This window comes from Vibrio sp. 1180_3 (assembly GCF_029478545.1).
GTDB classification, from domain to species: domain Bacteria; phylum Pseudomonadota; class Gammaproteobacteria; order Enterobacterales; family Vibrionaceae; genus Vibrio; species Vibrio aestuarianus.
The window spans coordinates 1-1,028 of the sequence record NZ_SJFM01000132.1; the positions used below are offsets into that span (position 1 = coordinate 1).

Genomic DNA, 1,028 nt, shown 5'->3' on the forward strand with positions numbered 1-1,028 from the left:
CACCTTAGCTTTAAACTCAGGAGAGTGATTTCTACGTTTTCTAGTCATAATCTGTCCCTGTATTGTTGGGTACTATCAAAACAGATCGACCACTTAAAGTCATGTCCGAAAATTGGGGACCACTTCTATCTATGCCCTTTGAGATGTTATATGTACTCCAGTATATAAATTCACTTTTACAGTTATCGCTATTTTGTGGAATCCATCCATTGCATCCTCCACCGCTGTAATCACCATTTACACCGTCACCAGCTTGATTATAAAACTGAGGGCTTATCCAATCATAATAGCCATCAAGTTTTTCTATGTATTCTTTATAAGTATTTGCGGCATTAACTCGTAAGTTTGGAAATTCTGGAGCCATAGCAATGAGGAAGTTTTCACCTTGTTCCTGATAGTGCAGCTTCACTACTTTTAGTGCTTCGGTAATCACGTATTCATTATTAGCCGCCTTGATAGCATTCTGTTCTAGGTCAATATCCAACCCGTCGAAACCATAGTAGTCAACTAGTCGAATTATTTCATTAGCAAAAGCGTTTTCATCGCCATTTTGAAGCTCAATATGTGAATCAGCTCCTCCTAATGAGAGTAGTACCGATCGGCCTTGAGCATTCAATGTGCTAATTTGATCAATTAAATCTTGTTCAGTCATTCCGAAGGAAGTATCTAAAATAAAAGTTGGTATTCGCTCTTCTCCAGATGCTTTCATAAAGGAGACCATAACAACATTATAATCTGGGTTAATCTCTTGTAATTGAATACAAGCTGATGACCCATTTTGATAGCCATCGCCGCCATTGGTATTACACCAGTTATGCCAATAACCCTCTAGGATATTTCCTACGGGGTTGACGATTTCTTGTCCTGCCTGATTACTAGCAAATGCTGGTATTGAAAAGCAGCTATACCCGTGATCATTGAAGATGCTTGATTTTCAATAGAATCAGGATCATGCTACAAACCATGAAAATCACACTGACTCCTCAACAGAAACTGCAACTCGAACAGATGCACGACATTGAGCGTGA

Annotated in this window: 1 pseudogene; it reads right to left on the reverse strand. The window is 39.0% G+C overall.

What is annotated here, in order from left to right:
- Nucleotides 1-157 precede the first annotated feature (157 nt).
- Nucleotides 158-892, reverse strand: a pseudogene (locus EYW48_RS21220) (glycosyl hydrolase family 18 protein); the annotation flags it as partial.
- Nucleotides 893-1,028: the final 136 nt, after the last annotated feature.